This window comes from Tissierella praeacuta DSM 18095, from assembly GCF_900128955.1.
In the GTDB taxonomy this organism is placed as follows: Bacteria; Bacillota; Clostridia; order Tissierellales; family Tissierellaceae; genus Tissierella; species Tissierella praeacuta.
This window is the reverse complement of the sequence record NZ_FQTY01000002.1, coordinates 50027-70655: the sequence shown is the minus strand read 5'-3', so window position 1 is coordinate 70655 and position 20629 is coordinate 50027. Positions and strand designations below refer to the sequence as shown.

The 20629-nt window shown below is 31.1% G+C and carries 19 protein-coding genes; 4 read left to right on the top strand and 15 right to left on the bottom strand.

Annotated elements, in window-relative coordinates; translation table 11 throughout:
- The first annotated feature begins 111 nt into the window (after positions 1-111).
- Positions 112-699 (top strand): 5' nucleotidase, NT5C type, encoded by a 588-nt coding sequence (locus BUB33_RS03010; protein WP_072973035.1) that lies wholly within the window; start codon positions 112-114, stop codon positions 697-699.
- Between the two features lie 55 nt (positions 700-754).
- Positions 755-955, top strand: coding sequence for a helix-turn-helix domain-containing protein (locus BUB33_RS03005; RefSeq protein ID WP_072973034.1), 201 nt, complete (start codon positions 755-757; stop codon positions 953-955).
- A 306-nt stretch (positions 956-1261) separates the two neighbouring features.
- Here BUB33_RS03005 and BUB33_RS03000 read toward each other — a convergent pair whose 3' ends face one another.
- The 11 genes from BUB33_RS03000 to BUB33_RS02950 all read right to left on the bottom strand — a co-directional run bounded on the left by BUB33_RS03000 (position 1262) and on the right by BUB33_RS02950 (position 14254).
- The gene (locus BUB33_RS03000; RefSeq protein WP_072973032.1) at positions 1262-2122 is read right to left on the bottom strand and encodes a uroporphyrinogen decarboxylase family protein; all 861 of its coding nucleotides are present in this window, start codon (positions 2120-2122) and stop codon (positions 1262-1264) included.
- A gap of 13 nt (positions 2123-2135) precedes the next feature.
- Positions 2136-3860 (bottom strand): ASKHA domain-containing protein, encoded by a 1725-nt coding sequence (locus BUB33_RS02995; protein WP_072973031.1) that lies wholly within the window; start codon positions 3858-3860, stop codon positions 2136-2138.
- A complete protein-coding gene (locus tag BUB33_RS02990) occupies positions 3851-4858 on the bottom strand; it encodes a uroporphyrinogen decarboxylase family protein (protein ID WP_072973030.1) in 1008 nt (335 codons plus the stop codon). The genes BUB33_RS02995 and BUB33_RS02990 overlap by 10 nt, the downstream gene beginning before the upstream one ends.
- Positions 4859-4868: 10 nt before the next feature.
- Positions 4869-5942, bottom strand: a complete 1074-nt coding sequence (locus tag BUB33_RS02985; protein ID WP_072973029.1) for a uroporphyrinogen decarboxylase family protein — start codon at positions 5940-5942, stop codon at positions 4869-4871.
- Positions 5943-5959: 17 nt separating this feature from the next.
- On the bottom strand, positions 5960-6604 hold the full coding sequence (locus BUB33_RS02980) for a corrinoid protein (RefSeq protein ID WP_072973013.1): 645 nt from the start codon (positions 6602-6604) through the stop codon (positions 5960-5962).
- 173 nt (positions 6605-6777) lie between these two features.
- Positions 6778-7620, bottom strand: coding sequence for a lipoyl synthase (gene lipA / locus BUB33_RS02975; protein ID WP_072973012.1), 843 nt, complete (start codon positions 7618-7620; stop codon positions 6778-6780).
- Positions 7621-7622: 2 nt separating this feature from the next.
- Positions 7623-8624 (bottom strand): lipoate--protein ligase, encoded by a 1002-nt coding sequence (locus BUB33_RS02970; RefSeq protein WP_072973011.1) that lies wholly within the window; start codon positions 8622-8624, stop codon positions 7623-7625.
- Positions 8625-8774: 150 nt separating this feature from the next.
- Positions 8775-9605 (bottom strand): ATP-grasp domain-containing protein, encoded by an 831-nt coding sequence (locus BUB33_RS02965; protein ID WP_200778104.1) that lies wholly within the window; start codon positions 9603-9605, stop codon positions 8775-8777.
- Positions 9606-9729: 124 nt separating this feature from the next.
- On the bottom strand, positions 9730-11577 hold the full coding sequence (locus BUB33_RS02960) for an ABC transporter ATP-binding protein (RefSeq protein ID WP_072973010.1): 1848 nt from the start codon (positions 11575-11577) through the stop codon (positions 9730-9732).
- Positions 11574-13790, bottom strand: a complete 2217-nt coding sequence (locus BUB33_RS02955) for an ABC transporter ATP-binding protein (RefSeq protein ID WP_072973009.1) — start codon at positions 13788-13790, stop codon at positions 11574-11576. The genes BUB33_RS02960 and BUB33_RS02955 overlap by 4 nt, the downstream gene beginning before the upstream one ends.
- A 29-nt stretch (positions 13791-13819) precedes the next feature.
- Complete coding sequence (locus BUB33_RS02950) at positions 13820-14254, bottom strand: MarR family winged helix-turn-helix transcriptional regulator (protein ID WP_072973008.1); 435 nt, start codon at positions 14252-14254, stop codon at positions 13820-13822.
- A 197-nt stretch (positions 14255-14451) separates the two neighbouring features.
- On the opposite strand from BUB33_RS02950, the gene BUB33_RS02945 reads away from it, so the two are divergent.
- On the top strand, positions 14452-14865 hold the full coding sequence (locus BUB33_RS02945; RefSeq protein WP_072973007.1) for a hypothetical protein: 414 nt from the start codon (positions 14452-14454) through the stop codon (positions 14863-14865).
- A gap of 1 nt (position 14866) precedes the next feature.
- Complete coding sequence (locus BUB33_RS02940) at positions 14867-15070, top strand: helix-turn-helix transcriptional regulator (protein ID WP_072973006.1); 204 nt, start codon at positions 14867-14869, stop codon at positions 15068-15070.
- Positions 15071-15142: 72 nt separating this feature from the next.
- Here the strand turns inward: BUB33_RS02940 and BUB33_RS02935 are convergent, their stop codons facing one another.
- From BUB33_RS02935 to BUB33_RS02920, 4 genes are all read right to left on the bottom strand, one after another.
- The gene (locus BUB33_RS02935) at positions 15143-16978 is read right to left on the bottom strand and encodes an FAD-dependent oxidoreductase (RefSeq protein WP_084725099.1); all 1836 of its coding nucleotides are present in this window, start codon (positions 16976-16978) and stop codon (positions 15143-15145) included.
- Between the two features lie 517 nt (positions 16979-17495).
- Positions 17496-18179, bottom strand: a complete 684-nt coding sequence (locus BUB33_RS02930) for a phosphoribosylaminoimidazolesuccinocarboxamide synthase (RefSeq protein WP_072973005.1) — start codon at positions 18177-18179, stop codon at positions 17496-17498.
- A gap of 137 nt (positions 18180-18316) precedes the next feature.
- Positions 18317-19735 (bottom strand): carbon starvation CstA family protein, encoded by a 1419-nt coding sequence (locus BUB33_RS02925; RefSeq protein WP_072973003.1) that lies wholly within the window; start codon positions 19733-19735, stop codon positions 18317-18319.
- A gap of 129 nt (positions 19736-19864) precedes the next feature.
- On the bottom strand, positions 19865-20629 hold the full coding sequence (locus BUB33_RS02920) for a LytR/AlgR family response regulator transcription factor (RefSeq protein WP_084725097.1): 765 nt from the start codon (positions 20627-20629) through the stop codon (positions 19865-19867).

Genomic DNA, 20629 nt, shown 5'->3' with positions numbered 1-20629 from the left:
GACTTTTGTTTCTGCATTATAATTCTTTACCTAAACTTAACTTACTATTAAAAGACAATTTATATTTATATTGTATAATCAAAGCACAATATAAATATAGGAGGGAAAATAATGAAAGAATTAAATTTATGTATTGATATTGATGGAACTATTACTGAAGCTTATTACTGGCTCCCTAGAGTAAATGATTATTTTAATACCAAAATCACCCCTAAAGATGTGACAGTATACGAAATACATGAAGTTTTAGGCGTAGATAGAACAGCCTATGAGTTATTTTATACTTTATACGGTGAAGCATTGCATCTAGAGTCCAAAATCAGAAAAGGTGTAAAAAAAGTTCTTGATAATTTGTACAAAGAACATGGGATCCATTTTGTTACTGCAAGAGAAGAACGAATGAAGGCTGTAACTTATATGTGGCTTTCTCATCATAAAATTCCTATGGATTCATTAACATTATTAGGTTCTCATAATAAAGTTGGCACTGCAAAGGATTTAAATTGTGATATCTTTATAGAAGATCGCTATGAAAATGCTATACAAATGGCTGAGGCTGGATTTGAAGTATTGCTTATAGACTGTAACTACAACAGAGGGTCATTACCATCTAAGGTTACTCGTGTAACAAATTGGTATGAAATAGAAAATATAATAGTAAATATTGCAGAACAATATAATGATTTTAGAATTGCATAATAATTTTAGATTATATTAAGTATAATTAAATATAATATTTTAGAGGAGGATTTTTATGCTAAATGGTTCAAAGGTAAGAGAACTAAGGAATAGAAAAGGATATACTACATTGGATATAGCAAAATTCACTCATATCTCTAAATCTTATATTGAAGAATTAGAGCGAGGAACAAAGAAAAATCCCGCTTTTAACAAAGTAGTTCTATTAGCAGAAGTTTTAGGCGTTAAAGTAGATGATTTAGTCTTGAAAATATAAACTGCTTATATCCATTTTTATTGATTAAAAAATACCCCTTAATAAAATCAAGGGGCAATATTTTTTATGATAATAACTTCTCTCCACTTAAACTAATTCCTATTGCTCCTATAGCGAGCATAGTTTCCAGTATGATAAATCCCATAGTCATAACACCTAATAGCACTCCAATAACTACCCCAACTAATATTCCTAAAATTAGACATAAAAAAACCTACAGATATCCCATATCTGTAGGAGTTATTAGCATATAGCAATCCATTATATATGAGGATTTAATAAAAATAATATTAATATAGTTTTAATCTATTTTAGTCTACAGTTAATCAATATATTATCTTTTTTATCCAACTTCAAGCACCAATGACCGATAAATTTAATATCTTTTCTTTCCTTCCTAATATTGTCTATCATCTCAAAATAATTTTTACCTTCTACTTCTATTTCTTCAGTTTCTAAAAGTCCTATATATGCAAGAGAAGTAGATGTTTTGCCACATAAATGTATAGTACTGCTATTTAGTTTGCTTTCTATCATTTTCATTATATTATATACGAACCTTCCCCCTATTTCCTCATACATCTTTGGTCCAACTATATCTATAGTTCCTGTAGGGTCTGCAAAAGAAATAATATCTGCCCCTTGTTCAATACCCCCTAAAATAAATTCTATTATACTATCCTCTATTACTTCCAATAATTTAATAGCCTTATCCTTATCTTTTCTAATGGTTCTATAAAATAATTTACTATCCATGATGGATGTTGCTATACTAATTGGACCTGTTACATCAAGTATTACCTTTTCTCCCTCTCTTTTTAATATACTTATGGCTTCTAGAACCTTTGAAATTCTTCCTTTATTCAAGTCTATTTTTGATATATTCTCAATTTCATTTATTTGACTAATTCCATATTTACCAATCCTATTACCTACTTTTTCATCAAATATTACTGTAGAACCTAAGGCTTCAGCTTCTACAGTGTGGCAAAATGGTAACCTACAATATGCCTTTCCATTGTGTTCTTTTATACTCCTTGAAAGTGTAGCCATCTTATAGCCATGGTTATTTGCTTCTTCAAAAGATAGATTCAATTCTTCTAAAATAGAATCTTGAATTGTATCTACTGTATTTGCAACACATTTAAAAATATTTTGAAATTCCATTTTTTCACCTTCCCTAAAAATTTAGTTGAGATACAAAGATATCTTGAAAATTTTTTCTAAGGGATAACTCCAATACCTCCATATCTTCTTTAATTCTATATACATTTTCAAGACATTCTCTATTTATTAAAACTAGTCTTGAACCCTCTAATGAGGTGTTTCCAAGGAAAGATATCTCTCCACTAAATCCTTTAGGTATAAGTCCTATGACCTTTATATTATCAGGGTTAACATGATATCCAAATGCACCTGCAATATATACTTTTGGTATCTCCTCTATTGTTAATCCTATTTCCTCTAACATCAAAATCAAACCAGCTGCTATAGCTCCCTTTGCTAATTGGATTTGTCTTATATCCTTCTGGGAAATAAATATATTGTCTGTAATATAGAATTTCTTATCCACTAATCTTTTAGCTAATTTAGGATGAAGGTTTTTATTCCATCTACCAGATTTCATTAATATATTTTTCTTGACTAAAGCCCCGGCTATATCTATAAGTCCACTGCCACAAATTCCTAAAGCTTCTTCATCTCCTATTGTTCCATAATGGATATTATATTCCTCATCTATATGGAATTTCTCTATAGCTCCCTTCTGTGCACGACATCCACATTCTATATTCATTCCCTCAAGGGCAGGACCTGCTGCTGTAGATGTAGATATAAGTTTTCCATCCTTTATAGCTGCCAACTCTCCATTTGTACCGATATCAATAAATAAGGCTTTACTATTATCCTGAAAATTCGAAGCCATGATTCCAGCTACTATATCTCCCCCTACATAGGCGGAAGCAGATGGCATTATACTAAGTATTGCCTCTTCATTAGCTTTAATGGATATATCCTTTGCTTTAATATCCTTTATACTTAAAAATATGGGTCTATAAGGTGCTTTAGCCAACGATTTAGGATTTATTCCCAATAGAAGATGTAGCATAGTTGTATTTGCTGAAACTACAATATGATAAATATCATCTATATTGTAAGTGTTACCTAATAATTTCCTTATTGTATTGTTTATTTCATTTACTATTAATTCTTGCAACTTAATTTCTCCAAATGGTTCTTCCATACAATATGCAATTCTTGTAAGTACATCACCACCAAATTGCACTTGAGGGTTTAAGGAAGATAATTTTTCCATTATCTCACCCTTAGATAATTCTACTAAATAATAGGAAATACCTGTTGTTCCAATATCTATTCCTATTCCAAGGATATTTTTTTCATAGCTGCTAATATCCAATATTTTATCCTCAAATACAACACCCCATATTTCTTCAATATTATTTTCTTCTATATTACTTATCTTTCTATATAATCCTAGTGAATTAAAGTCATATCCTAAATAATCAGAATACGGAGCAGAATTACTTTTATCAATCTTCGGAAGCTTAATAATCTTTACAGGGCTATCTACTGGTGCTTCAATACTGACACCCTTATTTATTGTCTTTAATATCTTTTCATTTCGTATTAACTCTACTTCTACGTCTCCAAGAACCATTGCCATACATGACAATCTTTCATCTACACTTTCATTTATATTGCTTTTTTCTTCATTACTTGGGTGTGATAATTGTCCTCTAGCTATTACCTTACATTTACCACAAAACCCCATACCATTGCATGGGGTTTCTATATCTAATTTTGCCTGTCTAATAGCATCTAATAAGGTTTTATTTTTCTCTACTTCGACATTTATACCTTCTTTAATAAATTTAACTATAGGCATTTTATACTTCCTTTCACATAATCTGTCATAGTCCTAAGATTTTCTATAGGTGTAGACATCCCAAGTCCACAAGCAGGCGACACAATATCTACACCAGAATTCATGGCATTCTTTGTAATGGAAATAATTTTATCTATAGAACCATTTTGCAGCAGTAATGTACTTACATTCCCCATGAGCTTTGTTCTAAGCTTGGATTTTGCAAATCTCATATTTACTATGGAATCAAAGCTAAGTGCCTCTACATCTAAAGAATTTAGGCTATCAATGATTGTTTTTGCATCACCACATATATGAATTATTACAGGTGTGTTTGTCTTTTTCATTTTCTCTAAAAATTTTATATACATGGGCATTGCAAATTTATCAAAATTTTTCTGTCCCAATATTTCACCAGTTGCTGTAGGGTCAGATATTGCTATGATATCAGCACCTGCCTCTACCATCTTTATTGCATATTCTATTAAATAATCATTTACATATTCAATAAATCTATATGCCTCATTAGGTTCCCTTCTCAGCATCTTAAACAGTTTAAGGGGATCAACTATGGAAGTAGCCGTACTTATTGGTCCTGTTATATTACCTATTACAGGAATTTCATCATTTTTTAGGACTTTTATTGCCTTAATTACAGTTTCACCTCTAGAATTTATGGATAAATGGGGATAAGAATCATTCATTATATCTTCTAAAGAAGCTTTGTTATACTCCAGTATTCTTGGTTCATTGTTTTTATCACCTTCACTAATGACAACACCAAATGGCTCTGCTTCACAGGTCATGCAAAAAGGTACTCCGTAGTTTTCAAATCCTATGATTTCTCTTATCTTAATGGCAGTAGCAACCATAGCATCTACATCCGTATTATGGTTTGCCTTCATCCCTTCTAAAACTTCTGTAACTGCTGCATTCATCATCCCTCCTGGACATATCACTGGAGGTCTATCTACTTTTTCACCCCTAAGGGTTTTTAATATCCTATCTTTTTCATTCATATATTATCTCCTAATCTTCACTAAATAATAGCTCTTCATCAATTGGATAACTGCCATAAAGCCTAGCTGCATCCATTAATGCATCGATATTTTCCATAGGGGTATTCATTGGGATTTGGCACCCAGAACTAAGTACATATCCTTTCTTAATGCCATAGGTCTTCCTGATACATTCTTTAGCAGCTTTAAGCACATCTTCTCTTGTTCCTTTTTGCATTACATCAACTGGTGGAACATTTCCCGATATTGTAATTCTATGTCCCATTATTTCTTTAGCATCTTGAAGATCCTCTACATTATCTATACTAAAACTTGAAACTCCTGTATCCATCACTGACTCCCAAATATCCTTACTTTTACCACAAATATGAATTGAAATACTACTCCCTGTCAAAGATTTCATCTTATCTACATTTTTCTTAATATATGGTGCAGAAAATTCCTTAAACTGCTTAGCACTTATTAGGCTAGTTGAAGAAACAGGGTCAGATAATCCTACACCAACACCTAATTCTGCTGCTTTTTCTATAAATCTATTATTTGATTCCGTGACTATCTCCATTAGTATATGAATCTTATCTGGATATTTTAGCATCCATTTTAAAAGATTTTCCGTCCCTACTACAGATGCTGCCGTACTAAAAGGGCCCGCTAATCCTGCCCCGACATTTACTTCATGTCCTATACTATCTTTTATAATTTTTGCTGCCCTTAAAACTAATGGTAATTTGCCATCCTTTTCTGGATTAGAAGGCTTTAGATTTTCGATTTCATCTATCTTGTTTATAGCTGGTGCTTCCATCAAAGAAATATTGTTCTCAGGGTAGTACATCTTTGACCCCATTGCCTCAGCCACCCCTCTTAAAGTAGCTGAAACACTTACACCATCATGTCTTAATCTTTTAAAAAGTGCCAATTCTAATTCTGCCATTCTTTCTGCCGAATGATAGTATTCCTTTAATGGTATATTTATAAATGGTGCCATAGTTACACCCATATGTGGGATACATGGTATACGATCTATCTCATTCCCTTTTGAAAAAGCCGCCATTCTTTCCTTAGGAGTCATCTGATCTTTTTTCAATTCTATTCCCCCTCTAATTAATTACCAGCTAATAACTTAATTCTTTTTACAGCTTCATTTGCATCTACAGTATATGCATCTGCCCCTATCTCATCGGCAAATCTCTGAGATATGGGGCCACCGCCTATCATCACCTTGTATTTATCCCTTATATTATATTCCTTTAACATATCTATTACTGTCTTCATTCCCATCATAGTAGTAGTCATTAAAGTTGACATACATATGAAATTTGCTTTTACCTCTTCCGCTACAGTTATAAAGTTTTTAAGAGGAACATCCCTACCTAAATCATATACCTCAATTCCAGCAGATTCTGTCATTATCTTTACTAGGTTTTTTCCTATATCATGGGTATCTCCTTCAACAACTCCAATAACTACTTTTATAGGATTATCACTAACTTCCGTTCTTATATGTGGTTTCAATATATCTAGACCTATATTTAATGTATCTGAGCATGTAAGTACTTCTGGCAGAAAATACTCTTGTTCCTCATAAAGTTGTCCTACCCTATCCATACCTGCTACCAGTCCCTTAGTAATAGTCTTTTCTGCCGGTATGGAAAGTTCTAAGGACTTATTGCAAAGCTCTTCTACTATCTCATCTTCCATCTCAACTACAGCCTCACTTATTTGTTGAAACAAGTTCTCTTCATTCATCGCCACTCCTCCTTGATTTACTAGATTTCTCAATTATTATTGTATATTAATTCACAATACTATTCTAATAGATATTATTGATAGATAAATCAGCCACTATAGAAATGCTTATAAAAATTAAAAGAAGCAAAAGAAATCAATGCTTTGATATCTCTTGCTTCTAATATACTACTCTAAAAATCCTCTGCATAATATGAGCTTCTAACAAGTGGTGCCGATGCCACCCTTTTAAATCCCATAGATAATGCAATTTCCTTATATTCATCAAATTGCTGCGGTGTAATATATTCTACTACTGGAATATGCTTAGTAGTAGGTTGCAGATATTGCCCTAATGTTAGCATATCACAATCAACTTCCCTCAATCTTTTAAATACATCTATTACTTGTTCTTTAGTCTCTCCTAATCCTAGCATAATACCTGATTTAGTTTTCATATCCGGCTTTTTCTTCTTTACATAATTAAGTAATTCTATTGACCTTTCAAATATTGCCATAGGTCTAACCTCATCATATAATTCTGGTACTGTTTCTACATTGTGATTTAATATATTTGGTTCTGCGTTTATTATAATATCTATTAATTCTTCATTTCCCTGCATATCAGGTATAAGTAGTTCAATAGTTACATTTGGATTAGTCTTTCTTATTTCCTCTACAACCTTTGCAAATTGGTTAGCTCCTTGATCCTCTAAATCATCCCTAGTAACTGATGTAATAACTGCATGTTTCAAACCTAGTTTGTCCACAGCCTTAGCCACATTTTCTGGTTCTTTTGGATTTACTTCTTCTGGCATTTCCCTAGTTACATTACAAAAAGTACAGTTCCTAGTACAGTTCCTGCCTAATATCATAAAAGTAGCTGTACCCCGTGCAAAACATTCCATTCTATTTGGACAATTTGCCTCATCGCATACTGTATTTAGTGAAAGATCTGATAATAAAGCATCAACCTTATTTGACACATCCCCTCCTTGCATCTTCACTCTAATCCATTCTGGTTTTCTTAAATGCATTTTTATCCCTCCATATCTAATAGTCCTTTAATAAATTCCTTATTTGATAAGCCCTTAATATATTTATCCACACTAATATTTTTCAATTGATTTTCTAATTCATCCATACTATGCTTTGCCCCTATTAAAGCCAATTCCAACTCTTTAATATCCTCTTCTCCAAAGAAATCACCATAGATAGATATATCTACTATTATACCATCTTCTACATTTAAATTATATTCTACTACTCCACTAGGATATTTTACTGCATTTTCATACCTATACTCTGGAGATTTACCATAGTTCCATTCCCATGTACTAAATCTTTCCTTAGCTATTTTATTTATCTCTTTTAAATCTTCTTCACTAAATTTATAGATATTCTCTATATTATGATCATCTATTATGTAATTCTTCAGATACTCCTTAAAATCTTCTAAAGTCATAGGTTTTTTTAAATGAGGAAATATATTAGTCACCCTAGCTCCTACAGATTTAACACCTTTATCTTTAAATTTTACTGCTTTACTTTTAAGTGCCAAAGATAGTTTGCTCATATCACAATCAAATAAAAGGGTGCCATGATGTAATAATTTATCTTTCTGAAAATATTGAGCATTACCAGAAAATTTTTTATCATCTATGGTTATATCATTTCTGCCAGTAAATATTGCATTAACACCTAAGGACTGCAATGCATTTATTACAGGCAATGCAAATTTTTCAAACCCATTTTTTATCTGGGGTTCTAATGAAATTCTATTGGTTATAAAAGTAAAGTTCATGTTTCCAAAATCATTATATACGGTGCCCCCACCAGACAGACGTCTTACCACTTCTATTCCATTATTCTTTACATAATCAAGATTTATTTCTGACACCGTATTTTGATTTCTGCCTATTAATATGGATGGTTTATTTATCCATAACATAAATACCTCATCATCAAAATTATTCATTAAATATTCTTCTGCGGCATGATTGAAAAAAGGGTCATTGCTGTTATTTATTACATATATCATTTTTCACTCTCCTATTGCCTAATTTTATCTTACTTAATTATGTATCTAAATTAACAATCTCATCTACCTTTTATCCTATCATATTTATTCCTGATTATGAAGTAAAAAAACTTATCCTCTAATTCTTTAAAGCATATAAAAAAGCCTCTATTAAGAGGCTCTTGGAAATGTTGGATTGCTTGGTGTAAAATCCGGGTCATTATTTATATATTCACTAATGTATTCTTCTACATTAATTCCCATATTTCTTAGACCTTCATTACCAAACATCACATTATATTCTAAAATATATAATTTATTATGAGCTACTACTACATCAAATCCTGCATGATTTATATTTAATTCCCTTGCTATATTCTCTACTAAATCAATAGCTTCCTTTGGAATATTATCATAATCATAGGATGCACCCTTTGCAATATTATTGTGAAACTGACCTTCTCCAGCAATCCTCCAATAAGCACCTATTACCTTATCTCCTACATAGACTATTCTCAAATCCCTATCTATAGGAAGTCTTTCTTGAATATATAAAAATTCATTATTCTCTATATAGGATTTAAGTTCTTTTCTATTTTCTATAAGAAATACTCCTCTTCCCATGGAATTTTTTATTTCCTTAGCAACCAATGGATATCCAAATTCTTCTTCTATTATTTCTATATTTCCACTATCCTTACTTAATATTTGTGTATATGGTACATTTTCAGGAAATATTGCTTGTAATACCCTAGTTGTTTCTATTTTATTATGTCCTAGCTGATATGTGTTAATATTTGGAAATATCTTCTTTTTTAGTCCATAAACCAAAGTATTTACTTGCCAGTATTCAGGAAATAATATATAGTCTGCTTCTTTTATCTTCTCTATTTCTTTAAACATATTTTCAGGTTTAATATAGGTAACCTTAGGAATACCCATAGTTCTAAAAGGGTTAAATGTAATTAATCTCATCTGACCATCCTTTCTAATATTCAACAAAAATATTTTACTCCTTCAAAATAATTTTAGCAATATTTTTTTATTGAAAAAATGTAAAAAATTCACCCTTAAAGTCATTTATTACCTTTAAGAGTGAATTTTATTTTAATATATTTACTGTATATTAAGCTGCAAACTGACTATTATATAATTCTGCATAGAATCCATTCTGTCTTAGAAGCTCTTCATGGTTACCTTTCTCTATTATATCCCCATCTTTCATAACAAGGATTAAGTCTGCATCTCTAATGGTTGAAAGTCTATGAGCAATTATAAAGGCCGTCCTTCCCTTCATAAGGTTTTTCATGGCTCTTTGTATCAATATTTCTGTTCTAGTATCTACAGAAGAAGTTGCTTCGTCTAAAATAAGAATTTTAGGATCTGAAAGAATAGCTCTTGCTATAGTTAAGAGTTGTTTCTGTCCTTGAGATATATTGTTAGCTTCTTCATTTATCACCATATTATATCCCTCTGGCAAAGTTTGTATAAACCTATGAGCATGGGCTGATTTGGAAGCCTGTATTACTTCTTCATCTGTTGCATCTAACCTGCCATATCTTATATTTTCCATAATAGTTCCACTAAATAACCACGTATCTTGAAGAACCATCCCAAAATTATCTCTTAAATCCTTCCTTGTAAAATCATTTATATCGTAACCATCTATGAGTATTCTGCCTTCATTCAAATCGTAAAACCTCATAAGAAGCTTAACTATAGTAGTCTTACCTGCTCCTGTAGGCCCTACTATGGCTACTTTTTGCCCTGGTTTTATATCACTTGAAAAGTTATTAATTATTATCTTGTCTTCATTATATCCAAACTTAATATTCTCAAATCTTACTCTTCCTTCTACTTCTTCCAATTTAATAGGTACTTCTGACTCCTTAGTTTCTTCCTCTTCTTCTAAAAATTCAAATACTCTTTCAGCTGCAGCAACTGTAGATTGAAGTACATTGGATATTTGAGCCACTTGAGTTATTGGCTGAGTAAAGTTTCTTATATATTGAATAAAGGAAAGTATATCTCCTACTTCAATTTTCTTTCTAATAGCATACCATCCTCCTAGAACAGAAACTACTACATAGCCAATATTGCCGATAAAATTCATGATAGGCATCATCATACCAGAAATAAATTGTGCTTTCCAAGCAGATTTATAAAGCTCACCATTAATTCTACTAAATTTTCCAATTACCTCTTCCTCTGCATTGAAGGCCTTCATTATATTATGACCTCCATAAACTTCTTCTATATGACCATTTACTTTCCCAAGGGAGCTTTGCTGTTCCTTAAAATATTTCTGCGATTTTTTAACTACTGTCATGACTAAAATCATAGAAACAGGTAATATAAGTATTGCAGAAATAGTCATTTGCCAAGATATGGAAAACATCATAATAAGAACACCTATTAAAGTAGTAGTAGAAGTTATTATCTGACTCATACTTTGATTTAATGACTGACTTACTGTATCTACATCATTTGTAACCCTTGACAATACATCTCCATGGGATACCAAGTCAAAATATTTAAGAGGAAGTCTATTAACCTTTTGAGATATATCTTTTCTTAAATTATAGGATACTTTTTGTGCCACACCTGTAACAATGAAGCCCTGTATAAAGGCAAACAAGGCTGATAATATATATAATCCTATTAAGAGTAAAATTATATTTAATATATACTGAAAATCTATTCCCCCATCTTTTGCACCAGATATTTTACTTATTAATCCTTCAAATATTTTAGTTGTAGCTTTACCAAGTATCTTAGGTGCTCTTATGGTAAAAATAGTACTTCCTATAGCAAACATTACTACTGTAATTAATCTCAACCTATAGGGTCTTAAATATTCTAGAAGTTTTGAAAAAGTTCCTTTAAAATCCTTAGGTTTTTCAAATCTTCCTCCAATTGGTCCCTGCCCCATTGGTCCTCCTCGTCTTCCACTTTTTATATTTCTTTCACTCATATAGCCAATTCCTCCTCTGATAGTTGAGATAGAGCAATTTGTCTGTAAACATCACAATTTCTTAAAAGTTCCTTATGAGTTCCCATACCCACGATTCTTCCCTCATCTAAAACTATAATATTTTCAGCATTCATTATTGTATTGATCCTTTGTGCAACTATTAATAAAGTTCTATCTTTAATTTCTTCGCTCATTGCCTTTCTTAAAGCTGCATCAGTTTTAAAATCCAGAGCTGAAAAACTATCATCAAAGATAAATATTTCTGGTTTCTTGACTAATGCCCTAGCAATTGAAAGTCTTTGCCTTTGACCTCCAGAAATATTAGTTCCTTCCTGAGATATTTCAGATAAAATACCTTTATCCTTTTCATCTATAAATTCTTTAGCTTGAGATATTTCTATAGCTTTTAAAATATCTTCATCACTAACTCCAGAATTTTTTCCATATTTTAAATTGCTTTCTATAGTTCCTGTAAATAAAACTCCCTTTTGAGGAACATATCCTATTTTTTCTCTTAAATCATGGAGTTTTATATCCCTTATATTTATACCATCAAGAAGAATCTCTCCCTCTGTAACATCATAAAATCTTGGAATAAGATTAATAAGGGTCGATTTTCCACTTCCTGTACTTCCAATAAAAGCTGTAGTCTCTCCTGGCATTGCTATAAAGGATATATCTTTTAAAACATATTCCTCTGCCATAGGATATTTAAAACTTACATTTTTAAATTCCAATAATCCTTTAACATCTTTATTAAATTCTTTAAGGTTTTCAGCTTCTTTAATTGTAAGCTCTTTATTTAATACCTCCGCAATTCTCCCTGCCGATACGGAAGCCCTTGGAAGTATTATTGAAACCATTGATAGCATAAAGAATGACATGATTATCTGCATTGTATACTGCATAAATGCCATCATATCTCCTACTTGTATCGCACCTTTATCTATTTCATGGGCTCCTACCCATATGATAAGGAGCATAATACCATTCATAATAAACATCATAGTAGGCATCATAGTAGTCATTATTCTTGATACAAATAGATTAGTCTTTGTTAAATCATTATTTGCATTGTCAAATTTCTTTTCTTCAAATCCTTGAGTATTAAAAGCCCTTATTACCATAAGCCCATTGAGAGATTCTCTCATTACAAGATTAACCCTATCTACTAACTTCTGTAGCTTTTTAAATCTTGGCATAGCTATGGAGAAAATAACTATAACTAAGGTTAAAATAGCCATAACTCCTACTGCAACTATCCATGCCATTGAAGTATTTGTTCTAAGAGCTCTTATAATTCCTCCAACTCCAAGTATTGGTGCATAAAATACCATCCTAAGCATTAACATACTAAACATTTGTACCTGCTGTATATCATTTGTACTTCTAGTTATTAAGGAAGCTGTTGAAAAATCATCAAATTCACTATTTGAAAAGGCAGTTACTTGTCTGAACACCTTATCCCTTAGGTTTCTGCCTAAACTTGCTGAAACCCTAGCAGATATAAATCCTACACTTATTGATGCTGCCATACTTAAAAGGGCAATAAATAGCATTACTCCACCAGTGTACAAAATATAATTAGATTGAGTTTTTCTCATATTTATTCCTATGGTTTCATATTCTGATTTAATATAATTTGTTGCAGACTGATTTATCATTGTTTCGGGCAGATTTTTAAACTGCTCATCAATTCCACTTTTCATAGCATTAAGCTGTTCTTTGGGTAAATTCTTTAACACCATAAAAGGATCTGTTTCCTCAGGAAGATTCGCAAAAGGAAGGGAAGCTCCATTTTCTATTCCCCATATAATAAGCATTGGCTTACCTAAAAAAGAATTCATTTTTTCAATATCTTCTTTAGATTTTGTATTTAAAATATATAGTTCTTCTTTTTCTAATAATGGATATTTATTTACAAAATCTTTATATTCCCTTTCAGTTAAATCTTCCTTATTTATCAGTCTATAGCTACTATATAATAAATTTCTTTCATCTTCATTTAAAAACATCTTAACTTTTTCCAATTCTCCTGCCCTAATAACTTTAGGCACTATATCTTCTATTCCATTTTGTTGTATTCCTACATTTACTATATTTGACATATAATCAGGAAGTGCTAATTCCATACTAGCTTGAAATAATAATAAACCTATTATGATAATTATTAATATAGTAAATGGCTTAAACTCTCTAAATAACTTTAACATATTTGCCTCCTACTCTATTTCATCCCTTTTCATTTATTATTTTTAAGATTATCCCTAATCTGCAGAAATAATCTCTTTAAATTTTCCTTATCTTCTAAGGAAAGATTTCCAAAACACTCTTCTTCCAATATACCTAATATTTCTTTAGATCTTTTACATATTTTCCTTCCTTCTTCAGTAATATATACTCTAGATATTCTTTGATCCTTGTCATCTTGTTTACGCTCTACTAAATTTGTCTTTTCCATTCTCTTCAGCATTATCGTAATAGTTGAAGGCTTTACATTTAATTTTTCTGCCAGTTCTTTTTGACTCTGCCCACCCATTTTATTTAGAATAAATAACAAATGTGGCTGCCCTGGATATACTCCTATTTCATCAAGAAGAAGCAGAGAACGATTATAATGAAGTTTTTGTATTTCCAAGAACATATAATATAAAGAGTCTTTATCTATAAAGTGCATTCTAATACCTCCTATTTTGGTTAGTCGTCTAACTATATTGATTATATTACTACCTGGGTTTTCGATTGTCAATATGTGAATTATTTCCTATTTAAAAATGTTCTAAATAATTAACATAAAAACTTGAATAATTATCTTTAAAGTGATATATTTATAACTATAGTTATAAATATATCACTTCTAGGAGGGGAATATTCATGAGCTCTAAAAAAATTAATCTGTCAACACAATATGTTCTAAAAGCATTGATAGTATTTATGATATTAATCCTATATATTATAAGTAGGGAAAATTTTGCTTTTAAAGAGTACAAACCTATTATCTCTAGGATCTACAATATAGGATTGCTTTCCTATGGTATTATTGGATTAATAAGAAAGAATGAAGAAATTGATGAGTCTGCAGAGAAAATACTAAGTAAAGTAAATAAAATATGCCTAAATACATCTATTGCAGGATTGATATTTTTATCTATTCTTCTTGGAGCTCCGATGTATAGAGAAATAGTTATTCCACGAGATACCATTGGACTCATAATGCTAATTATCCTATTTATAATTGTAAGCCTAAGGGCAGTTCTATTTTACTATTATGACAGAAAGGGATTATAAAATGTCGACTTTAAAAACCAATTTAAAAAAATATAGAGAGAATAAGAATATGACACAAGGGCAATTGGCTGAATTAGTTGGTGTAAGACGTGAAACCATTGTACACTTGGAAAATGGAAAATATAACCCTTCTTTGAAATTAGCTATGGATATCTCCAAGGTATTTAAAGTTACAGTAGAAGATTTATTTAAATTTGTAGACTAGGACTGTTATAATGAAAAATATAAAGGGATTGATAGTTATTTATTATAACCAGCAATCCCTTTAAAATAATTTCTATTTAGCTTTTTCTAATGCATTGTTAACTGCAGATATTATTCCCTTGCTAGAATTTGTAGCCCCTGTTACAGTATCTACATTGGAGGAACCGTTGTTTTCTATTATTCCTGAAATAATATGTTCTACAGCTGAACCAAATATTTCCTTAGTATCATTTTGTTCAAGTATTTCAACATTTGATACTTTACCTTTATCCACAGTAACTAACACTTTAATAGTTGAAGCATGACCTTTACCTTCTCCCTCATATTTACCATCTTTATAGGTCAAAGTTTTAGTATCTTCTTTATCTTCTTTATCACTATTATCTATATCATTAGATATCTCCGTTTTATCTTCCCATAAAACTACCTTGGAACTTTCCCTTGTTTCTGTTGCTGCAGCCTTTCCAGCAGCTCTTCCAAATACAAATGCTTGTAAAAGTCCATTTCCTGACATATAACCAGGACCTGCTGTATCAGAAAATCCTTCCATTACTCCACCAGCAGCATATAATCCTTTTATAAGACTTCCGTCTTCTCTAAGAACATGTCCTACAACATCGGTAACTAATCCCCCTTGAGTATGTCTCAAGTCAGATGTTATCTTTATAGCATAATAAGGTCCATTAAAATTCGTTGGAAGATTTGTTCTGTTAAATCTATCCTCACCTTTTTCTATCCCCTTTTTATATTCATCAAAGGTATTTAAAAGAGTTTTTTCATCTACTTGTAGTTTAGATGCTAATTCTTTAGGAGTTTCTGCTGAAACAACAACTCCCTTTTCCATATATTCATTAAATTTTGCAGTTTTATCTGCATTTTCTTTGTTAAATACCATATATACATGGCTTGTTGGCTGAGCTAAAACATGAGGTGAAAGTTCAGAATATCCCATATGTTCATTAGTAAATCTATCACCTAAAGTATTGACTAATATTCCTCCTCTATATAGGATAAATAAATCCATACTTCCCCCAAATTCTTCACTATATACACCATGACCTTGATATGATTTCATATTAGCAGTATTAGCCCCAAGATCCATTCCCCATAAAATGCCATCTCCAGTTGCTCCTGGTGCAACTAATTTGAAAGCATTCTTCATTTCAGGAATATATTTTTCTATCATCTCTGGATTTGCACCATATCCACTAGTGGCTAAAATAGTATTTTCCGCATTAATTCTAATTACCTTACCATCGGAAGTTTTTGCATAAGCCCCCAAAACTTCACCATCTTTTTCTATAAGTCCTGTTCCAGGAGTATTTAACATAACTGTAATATTTTCATCATTTTCTACAGTTTCAATTATTTTTTCAGTCATCCCTTTACCTTTACCATCTGCTATATGCATACGATAATTAGATTGTCCATAATATAAGTAATCAGTTATAAGTGTCATTTTTACTCCTAATGATTCAAGCCACTCAACAACATCTTTTGCATTTTCTGCCACAGTATATACTAAGTCTTTTCTTACACTATAAGAGCTAGGTCTAAAAATATCTCTCGCAAAAAGGTCTACATTGTCTACTATACCTGCTTCTTCCTGCTGTTTTGTTCCAGAAGCAGGTACTATTCCTCCGGACATAAGAGTAGCTCCTCCCAGGTATCCTACTTTTTCAATTAATATAACTTTCTTTCCATTCTCAGAAGCTGTCAATGCAGAGGTTAAACCAGCACCGCCTCCTCCAATAACTAATACATCAGTATCAAAAGTTTCATCAACTTTAACTTCATTGCTATTTTCTTGTCCCTCATTCTGAGGTTTAACTGTATCATTAGGTTTGCAACCTACACCTAAAGAGAGCACTAAGGAAATAGCAAGAATTAATGATAAGATTTTTTTCATTTTCATCTCTCCTCAATCATATTTTGTTTGTGTTTTAACAACTTATTTCATTATAACATATTTTTTTATATTGAGAAGAATTTTGTCGAATTTTGGATTCTTGCCAATTTTCTAAATTTATTTCTTAGTTTTTCTAATCTTTTCTTCAATAAACTTTAATCCCTCTAATCTAATTCCTTGACGACCCCATAAAGGAATGTATATTCATATATACTTAGTAAATATCTTAGTCAAGGGGTGATTAGAGTGTTATTTGACAGAAAAAATATGACTAGAAGTTTAATAATTTTTTATCAATTATCTTTGTTTTTAGTATTACTTCTGATGCAAGACCATCTAATTTAAAATCTCCAATAAGAGAATCTCAAGATATTGGCTCTAGAAGCTTAGAATCAAAGATTGACACTGGAAAACTTTGTGAATTTTAGTAATGGTAATATTTATGAAGGTATTGATAAAATAAATGGAATATAATAGGGGCTGTCTCAAGATATCATCTTAGAACAACCCCTATTTATTATTTTAACATCAATTCTTCTAGTTTTAATGGTTCAATATATTCTCCATCTTTATAAGCCCTCATATTTCCACCAGAGATTTCATCTATTAGTGCAATATGGTTATCTTCTCCAACCCTACCAAATTCAAATTTAATATCATATAGCTCCATACCCTTTTTAGCCAATTCATCCTTAACTACTCCACTAATTTTTTTAGTTAAATCAGATAAAATTTTATATTCTTCTTTTGTCATTATACCTAGCATCTCTAGTCCTTCATCTGTTATGAGAGGATCATTCCTATTGTCATCCTTTAAAGTAACTTCTACATAAGCATCTAGTGGTTGTCCTTCTGCTGCATACATTCCATATCTCCTTAGGAAACTGCCTACTGCCCTATATCTACAGATTACTTCTACACCCTTACCAAACATCTTTGCTGGCAATACTGTCATGGTGGCATTTTCTATGTCTGCATCTACATAATGAGTTGGTATTCCCATATCATTTAATTTTTCAAAGAAAAATTTAGTTAACCTAAGTCCAGCCTTACCTACTCCTTCTATACTTAACCCTACAGTATTAGCTCCTGGGTCAAATACTCCATCAGTTCCTGTTACATCATCCTTGAACTTTAATAGATAATTTCCATTTTGTAATTCATAAACATCTTTTGTTTTTCCTTTATAGACTAAATTCATACTATTAACTCCTTTATATAAAGATTTTCTACTATATATTAATATATATTTTTTGCAAAAATATATCAAGACATACGACAAAGAAAATAAGTATCAAAAATGACATCATTTTTGATACTTATTGGTTAAATGTAATATTATGCTTTTACTGTTTTATTTCTTTTTACCTTCATAAGGAATAATGTAATAGCTCCTACTGCTATAATAGCTCCTACAGGATATGCTATTGTTGTAGGTAGTTTAAATCCTTCTGGTGCCTGTAGAAGATAAGTTGCTGACACTGCAGTCATAAAGGTTGCAGGTATACTTGTCATCCAATGGCTCTTATTATTTTTAACTAAATAAGCCGATGATGCCCATAAAACTATCATTGCCAATGTTTGATTTGACCATGCAAAATATCTCCAGATTATATTAAAATCTATTCTTGTTAATCCAAATGCAATGACAAATAAAGGTAAAGCCAAGATTAATCTCTTCTTTACAGGTCCTTGCTCATATTTTATAGAATCTGCTATAGTAAGTCTTGCTGATCTGAAAGCTGTATCTCCCGAAGTAATAGGACAAGCTATAACTCCTAACATAGCCAATACTCCACCAATAGGTCCTAAAAGTGAAGTTGAAATAGTATTTACTACTCCACCAGGTCCACCACCATTAGCTAAAGCATCTTGTAATCCTGGAATTCCATCGAAGAATACCATTGCTGCTGCTGCCCAAATCATAGCAATAACACCTTCTGCTATCATAGAGCCATAAAATATTCTTCTACCATAACTTTCCTTAGTGGTACATCTAGCCATCATTGGTGATTGAGTAGCATGGAAACCACTAATGGCACCACAAGCTATTGTTGTAAATAGAATTGCCCATATTGGTAATCCTGCTGGATGTAAACTTGATACTGTAAATGCTGGTAATTCATATCCTTTTATTAATATCATAGTTCCAATACCAAATGCCATTGTAAGTAAAGCCAAACCAAATAATGGATAAATCTTGCCTATTATCTTATCTACAGGTAATATTGTTGCTAAGAAATAATAAATAAATACTATTGCTAACCAGATATCTACACTGCCAAGTCCAAATAATTTAATATTAGCCATTAAGTTAGCTGGACCTGTCATAAATACTGTACCTACTAAAATAAGTAATATGACAGAAAATACTCTCATTATCTTTCTTGCACCTTCACCTAAATAAATTCCAACTATTTCAGATATAGACTGTCCATCATGTCTTATGGAAAGCATACCTGAATAATAATCATGAACTGCCCCTGCCAATACGGAACCTAATGCTATCCATACAAATGCCATAGGTCCAAATAATGCCCCTTGTACAGCCCCAAATATAGGTCCTAATCCTGCAATATTTAATAACTGGATTAAGAAAATTCTTGGCCAGCTCATAGGAACAAAATCGATACCGTCTTCAAGTCTTGTAGCTGGTGTTTCTATGCTGTCATCAGCTCCAAAATGATTGTCAACTACTTTTCCATAGACAAAGTATCCTACTATAAGTATAATAATTCCAATAATAAATTGTATCACTAAAAAAACCTCCTTATATTATTTTTGTTTCATTATAATAATACAATAATAAAATATAATTTATTCATTTTTTTAGATAAGAGGTTATATTTAATACCTAAGATGCAGGTTTCGAAGTTGAAATGCATTTCACTCAATATTCATAATCTCTTTGAAGTTTTTTGAATAGTACCTGCTTACTGGAATTACTTCTTTACTATTTTTTAGATTAATATTATAAGTAGAGTTAAACCAAGGTTCTATGGACTCTATATAGTTTAGATTCACTATATAAGATTTATGAGATCTAAAAAAATTTGAGGAATCTAGTTTTTCCATTAAATCATTTAAGGTATAGTTTGTTTCAAATTTTCCTTTATTACTGACAATTATAGTGCTTTTATCTTCTATTGTTACGTATATAATATCCTTTATCTCTATGGGAATAAGTTTGTTATTATGATAAAGGGATAACCTTTTAGGAGTTGTATGGGTATTAGTTTTTATATTTTGAATTAGCTTATGCAGTTTATTATAATCAAATTTTTCTTTATCTTCGTTAAAAATTATATTCTCTAATCTTTTTTCTAACCTTTCCTCAGATATAGGCTTTAACAAATAATCTATTGCATTTACCTCAAAAGCTTCTATTGCAAATTGATCATATGCCGTTACAAATATTATAATTGGTTTATAATCTTCATGTAATAATTTTCTAGCAACATCTATACCGCTCATCTGTGGCATTTGAATATCTAAAAAAACAATATCTGGCCTAAGTTTTTTAATTAATTCCAAAGCTTCTATACCATGAGAAGCTTCTCCTGCTACTTCTACTCCTTCTATACCGCTTAAAATATATAATAGTTCTTGTCGAGCAGGCATTTCATCATCTACAATTAAACATCTTAACAA

What these genes read in the sequence shown, in the direction of transcription:
- BUB33_RS02955 (WP_072973009.1), bottom strand. Translation starts at nt 13,790, where the DNA reads ATGTTAAAGTTATTTAGAGAGTTTAAGCCATTTACTATATTAATAATT.
- BUB33_RS03005 (WP_072973034.1), top strand. Translation starts at nt 755, where the DNA reads ATGCTAAATGGTTCAAAGGTAAGAGAACTAAGGAATAGAAAAGGATAT.
- BUB33_RS02980 (WP_072973013.1), bottom strand. Translation starts at nt 6,604, where the DNA reads ATGAATGAAGAGAACTTGTTTCAACAAATAAGTGAGGCTGTAGTTGAG.
- BUB33_RS02935 (WP_084725099.1), bottom strand. Translation starts at nt 16,978, where the DNA reads ATGAAAAAAATCTTATCATTAATTCTTGCTATTTCCTTAGTGCTCTCT.
- BUB33_RS02945 (WP_072973007.1), top strand. Translation starts at nt 14,452, where the DNA reads ATGAGCTCTAAAAAAATTAATCTGTCAACACAATATGTTCTAAAAGCA.
- BUB33_RS02995 (WP_072973031.1), bottom strand. Translation starts at nt 3,860, where the DNA reads ATGCCTATAGTTAAATTTATTAAAGAAGGTATAAATGTCGAAGTAGAG.
- BUB33_RS02990 (WP_072973030.1), bottom strand. Translation starts at nt 4,858, where the DNA reads ATGAATGAAAAAGATAGGATATTAAAAACCCTTAGGGGTGAAAAAGTA.
- BUB33_RS02950 (WP_072973008.1), bottom strand. Translation starts at nt 14,254, where the DNA reads ATGCACTTTATAGATAAAGACTCTTTATATTATATGTTCTTGGAAATA.
- BUB33_RS02970 (WP_072973011.1), bottom strand. Translation starts at nt 8,624, where the DNA reads ATGATATATGTAATAAATAACAGCAATGACCCTTTTTTCAATCATGCC.
- BUB33_RS03000 (WP_072973032.1), bottom strand. Translation starts at nt 2,122, where the DNA reads ATGGAATTTCAAAATATTTTTAAATGTGTTGCAAATACAGTAGATACA.
- lipA (WP_072973012.1), bottom strand. Translation starts at nt 7,620, where the DNA reads ATGCATTTAAGAAAACCAGAATGGATTAGAGTGAAGATGCAAGGAGGG.
- BUB33_RS02940 (WP_072973006.1), top strand. Translation starts at nt 14,867, where the DNA reads ATGTCGACTTTAAAAACCAATTTAAAAAAATATAGAGAGAATAAGAAT.
- BUB33_RS02960 (WP_072973010.1), bottom strand. Translation starts at nt 11,577, where the DNA reads ATGAGTGAAAGAAATATAAAAAGTGGAAGACGAGGAGGACCAATGGGG.
- BUB33_RS03010 (WP_072973035.1), top strand. Translation starts at nt 112, where the DNA reads ATGAAAGAATTAAATTTATGTATTGATATTGATGGAACTATTACTGAA.
- BUB33_RS02930 (WP_072973005.1), bottom strand. Translation starts at nt 18,179, where the DNA reads ATGAATTTAGTCTATAAAGGAAAAACAAAAGATGTTTATGAATTACAA.